Source organism: Bifidobacterium sp. UTCIF-38 (assembly GCF_006454495.1).
Classification (GTDB): Bacteria; Actinomycetota; Actinomycetes; order Actinomycetales; family Bifidobacteriaceae; genus Bifidobacterium; species Bifidobacterium callitrichos.
The window spans coordinates 1-5,419 of the sequence record NZ_JFAL01000042.1 but is presented as its reverse complement, the minus strand read 5'-3'; the positions used below and the strand labels follow the sequence as shown (position 1 = coordinate 5,419).

Here is a 5,419-nt window from a genome sequence, read left to right as displayed (position 1 = left end):
TGGGTTCCCTTGGTTGGGTTGAATTGCGGCGGGGTTTTGTGTGAATGTCCTTCCTTAAGGATGTTCTCGTCTTTTTTGTTTTGAGAGTCATCTGTCGATGCTCTTTCGCATGTTTTTTTTGTGGAGGGTTCGATTCTGGCTCAGGATGAACGCTGGCGGCGTGCTTAACACATGCAAGTCGAACGGGATCCCGGGTTTCGGCCTGGGTGAGAGTGGCGAACGGGTGAGTAATGCGTGACCGACCTGCCCTGTACACCGGAATAGCTCCTGGAAACGGGTGGTAATGCCGGATGCTCCGACATGCTGCATGGCGTGTTGGGAAAGATTTATCGGTATGGGATGGGGTCGCGTCCTATCAGGTAGTCGGCGGGGTAACGGCCCACCGAGCCTATGACGGGTAGCCGGCCTGAGAGGGCGACCGGCCACATTGGGACTGAGATACGGCCCAGACTCCTACGGGAGGCAGCAGTGGGGAATATTGCACAATGGGCGCAAGCCTGATGCAGCGACGCCGCGTGCGGGATGACGGCCTTCGGGTTGTAAACCGCTTTTGATTGGGAGCAAGCGAGAGTGAGTGTACCTTTCGAATAAGCACCGGCTAACTACGTGCCAGCAGCCGCGGTAATACGTAGGGTGCAAGCGTTATCCGGAATTATTGGGCGTAAAGAGCTCGTAGGCGGTTCGTCGCGTCTGGTGTGAAAGTCCATCGCTTAACGGTGGATCTGCGCCGGGTACGGGCGGGCTGGAGTGCGGTAGGGGAGACTGGAATTCCCGGTGTAACGGTGGAATGTGTAGATATCGGGAAGAACACCAATGGCGAAGGCAGGTCTCTGGGCCGTTACTGACGCTGAGGAGCGAAAGCGTGGGGAGCGAACAGGATTAGATACCCTGGTAGTCCACGCCGTAAACGGTGGATGCTGGATGTGGGGCCCTTTCCACGGGTCCCGTGTCGGAGCTAACGCGTTAAGCATCCCGCCTGGGGAGTACGGCCGCAAGGCTAAAACTCAAAGAAATTGACGGGGGCCCGCACAAGCGGCGGAGCATGCGGATTAATTCGATGCAACGCGAAGAACCTTACCTGGGCTTGACATGTTCCCGACGACGGCAGAGATGTCGTTTCCCTTCGGGGCGGGTTCACAGGTGGTGCATGGTCGTCGTCAGCTCGTGTCGTGAGATGTTGGGTTAAGTCCCGCAACGAGCGCAACCCTCGCCCCGTGTTGCCAGCATGCAGTGATGGGAACTCACGGGGGACCGCCGGGGTTAACTCGGAGGAAGGTGGGGATGACGTCAGATCATCATGCCCCTTACGTCCAGGGCTTCACGCATGCTACAATGGCCGGTACAACGGGATGCGACAAGGTGACTTGGAGCGGATCCCTGAAAACCGGTCTCAGTTCGGATTGGAGTCTGCAACCCGACTCCATGAAGGCGGAGTCGCTAGTAATCGCGAATCAGCAACGTCGCGGTGAATGCGTTCCCGGGCCTTGTACACACCGCCCGTCAAGTCATGAAAGTGGGTAGCACCCGAAGCCGGTGGCCTAACCGCAAGGATGGAGCCGTCTAAGGTGAGACTCGTGATTGGGACTAAGTCGTAACAAGGTAGCCGTACCGGAAGGTGCGGCTGGATCACCTCCTTTCTACGGAGATTTCAGGCTCGTGTTTGCGAGTCGTTGTGGGCCCGGCGGCCGGATGTTCCGGTTGGTCCGGGTTGCTGGTGTGGAAGAGATCGTTGGCTTGTGGTCGTGGCCGTCGTTGGTCGTGGCCGGTGGTACGGGCATGCTTTTGGGTTCCCGGATCGCCACTTCCCGTGGTTGTTCGCGGGGGCGGGTCCGTCGTCGCGCGGCGTGGTCGTCCGGTCGTTTGGCCGGGTGGTCGGGTCGTGTGTGCGGTGGTGGTTTGAGAACTGGATAGTGGACGCGAGCAAGTGACAACTTTTGTTGTTTCTTGCTGTTGATTTCGAAGAGCACTTTTTTGTGTTCGTCGATCGTTTTGTGATCATTCTAGTTGTATTGATGTGTCGTCTGGGAGTTCGCTATGGCAGTGCTGGCGGCCGGCATCCTTGTTGGGTGTGGGTTGCTTGCAAGGGCGTAGGGTGGATGCCTTGGCAGACAGGACCGATGAAGGACGTTTGAGGCAGCGATATTCCTCGGGGAGCCGCCAACAGGGCTTCGATCCGAGGGTCTCCGAATGTGGGAACACGGCCGTCGTTATGGGCGGTCACCGGCTTCGGCCGGGGGGTACGCAGGGAAGTGAAACATCTCAGTACCTGCAGGAAAGGATATTCCGTGAGTAGTGGCGAGCGAAAGCGGATCAGGCCAAACCGCGTGCGTGTGATACCCGTCGGGGGTTGCGTGCGTGGTGTTGTGGGAGCGTGTGTCCCGGTGCCGACGTGCCGGGCGGGAGTGATAAAACCATGTGTGAGGCGAACCGGGTTGGATACCGGGCCGTAGAGGGTGATGGCCCCGTAGCCGTATGCGCATGGTCTCCTGATCGCGTGTCCCAAGTAGCACGGGCCCCGTGGAATCCCGTGCGAATCCGTGCAGACCGTTGCATAAGCCTAAATATTCCTGTCTGACCGATAGTGTACGAGTACCGTGAGGGAAAGGTGAAAAGTACCCCGGGAGGGGAGTGAAATAGTCTCTGAAACCGTGCGCCTACGATCCGTCGGAGCCTTCTTGTGGGGTGACGGCGTGCCTATCGAAAAATGAGTCTGCGAGTCAGTGGCATGTGGCGAGCGTAAGCCGTGTGGTGTACGCGTAGCGAAAGCGAGTCTTAAAAGGCGTTGTAGTCGCGTGTCCTGGACCCGAAGCGGGATGATCTAGCCCTGAGCAGGTTGAAGCGCGGGTAGGACCGTGTGGAGGACCGAACCCACCTGGGTTGAAAACCGGGGGGATGACTTGGGGTTAGGGGTGAAAGGCCAATCAAATTCCGTGATAGCTGGTTCTCTCCGAAATGCATTTAGGTGCAGCGTCGGTTGATTGCTTCCGGGGGGTAGAGCTACTGGATGCTTGCGGGCCCGTACAGGGTACCAACAGCAACCAAACTCCGAATACCCGTGAAGTGTATTCCGGCAGTGAGTCGGCGGGGGATAAGCTCCGTCGTCGAGAGGGAGACAGCCCAGATCGTCGTCTAAGGTCCCGAAGCGTGTGCTAAGTGGGAAAGGATGTGGAGTCGCATAGACAGCCAGGAGGTTGGCTCAGAAGCAGCCACCCTTGAAAGAGTGCGTAACAGCTCACTGGTCTAGTGGTTCCGCGCCGACAATGTAGCGGGGCTCAAGCACACCACCGAAGACGCGGCAGCAGTTTTTCTGCTGGGTAGGAGAGCGTCCCACACCGGGTCGAAGCGGCCGCGTAAGCGTGTCGTGGACTGTGTGGGAGTGAGAATGCAGACATGAGTAGCGAGAGCGGGGTGAGGATCCCCGCCGCTGGATGACCAAGGGTTCCAGGGCCACGTTCATCGTCCCTGGGTGAGTCGGGTCCTAAGGCGAGGCCGACAGGCGTAGTCGAATGGATGAACGGGTCGATATTCCCGTACCGGCTTGCAGCCGCCCGATCCGAGGCAGCGAGTACTAACCTCCGTCGTCGTGTGATGTTCCCTTCGGGGTTCGGATCGTGGCGGTGTTGGGAGCGTAGTTGTAGTAGGGTAGCGCGAGGAGTGACACGGACGGGTAGCCGGCCGCGGAGGTGGTTTTCCGTGGTCAAGCACGCAGGCCGTTCCCCAGGCAAATCCGGGGGGCGTCAGGGCCGAGGTGTGATGATGGGCGCCGTTGGGCGCGAATCCGGTGATCCCGACCGTCGAGAAAAGCTTCGGCGCGAGGCTGTTTGCCGCCCGTACCCCAAACCGACACTGGTGGTCTGGTAGAGTATACCGAAGCGATCGAGCGAATCCTGGTCAAGGAACTCGGCAAATTGCTCCCGTTCCTTCGGTTTAAGGGAGACCCCCGGTGGTGAGGCGCCTCGCGCGCGGAGCTGTTGGGGGTGGCACAGAAGAGGGGGTAGCGACTGTTTACCAAAAACACAGGTGCATGCGAAGACGTAAGTCGCTGTATATGCACTGACGCCTGCCCGGTGCCGGAAGGTTAAGAGGATCCGTCAGCTCACGCGAAGCGGTGAATTCAAGCCCCGGTAAACGGCGGTGGTAACTATAACCATCCTAAGGTAGCGAAATTCCTTGTCGGGTAAGTTCCGACCTGCACGAATGGCGTAACGACTTCCCCACTGTCTCGACCAGGAGCTCGGCGAAATTGCAGTACGAGTAAAGATGCTCGTTAAGCGCAGAAGGACGAAAAGACCCCGGGACCTTTACTATACCTTGGTATTGGCATTCGGTGTGGATTGTGTAGCATAGGCGGGAGGCTTCGAAGCATTGGCGCCAGCCAGTGTGGAGCCGCAAGGTGAAATACCGCTCTGTTCGCATTGGATGTCTAACCACGAGCAGTGATCCTGCTCTGGGACAGTGCCTGGCGGGTAGTTTAACTGGGGCGGTTGCCTCCCAAAGAGTAACGGAGGCGCTCAAAGGTTCCCTCAGCCCGGTTGGCAATCGGGTGGCGAGTGTAAGTGCACAAGGGAGCTTGACTGCGAGAGCGACGGCTCGAGCAGGGACGAAAGTCGGAACTAGTGATCCGGTGCCGGTGTACGGACGCGGCATCGCTCAACGGATAAAAGGTACCCCGGGGATAACAGGCTGATCATTCCCAAGAGTCCATATCGACGGGATGGTTTGGCACCTCGATGTCGGCTCGTCGCATCCTGGGGCTGGAGCAGGTCCCAAGGGTTCGGCTGTTCGCCGATTAAAGCGGCACGCGAGCTGGGTTCAGAACGTCGTGAGACAGTTTGGTCTCTATCCTCTGCGCTCGTTGGAATCTTGAGGAGACCTGCCCATAGTACGAGAGGACCTGGGTGGACGAACCTCTGGTATGCCGGTTGTCACGCCAGTGGCACGGCCGGTTGGCTACGTTCGGAAGGGATAACCGCTGAAAGCATCTAAGCGGGAAGCCCGCTCCAAGATAAGGATTCCATGAGGCCTTCGGGCCTCGAGACCCCCCATGAAGAACACGTGGTCGATAGGCCGGACGTGGAAGCCCCGCGAGGGGTGGAGCCGACCGGTACTAACGGGGAAAAGGCAATCACACATCCTCCCATCCGTTTGGGAGGGCGTCACGCACTGCGCGAACCACCCGGTACGACACTGAACAGGTCGAACGGGTCACAGAACGTCAACACTTTCGCGTCCGCCGTCCGGTCCCCGAACCGTCACGGTTCCATCCCCCGCCCTTGTGGTGGGATGTCTAATTGAAGATTTGCGGCGACCATAGCCAAGGTGAGACGCCCGGTCCCATTCCGAACCCGGAAGCTAAGGCCTTGCACGGCGATGGTACTGCACCCGAGAGGATGTGGGAGAGTAGCACGTCGCCGCTACC

At 58.9% G+C, this 5,419-nt stretch carries 3 rRNA genes; all 3 read left to right on the top strand.

Annotated elements, in window-relative coordinates:
- Window positions 1–117 precede the first annotated feature (117 nt).
- The 3 genes from BW11_RS11410 to rrf all read left to right on the top strand — a co-directional run bounded on the left by BW11_RS11410 (window position 118) and on the right by rrf (window position 5,417).
- Window positions 118–1,637: ribosomal RNA gene (locus BW11_RS11410) — 16S ribosomal RNA — on the top strand.
- 431 nt (window positions 1,638–2,068) lie between these two features.
- Window positions 2,069–5,131 (top strand): 23S ribosomal RNA (locus BW11_RS11405).
- Window positions 5,132–5,300: 169 nt separating this feature from the next.
- Window positions 5,301–5,417: ribosomal RNA gene (gene rrf, locus BW11_RS11400) — 5S ribosomal RNA — on the top strand.
- Together the 16S, 23S and 5S rRNA genes form the textbook arrangement of a ribosomal RNA operon.
- Window positions 5,418–5,419: the final 2 nt, after the last annotated feature.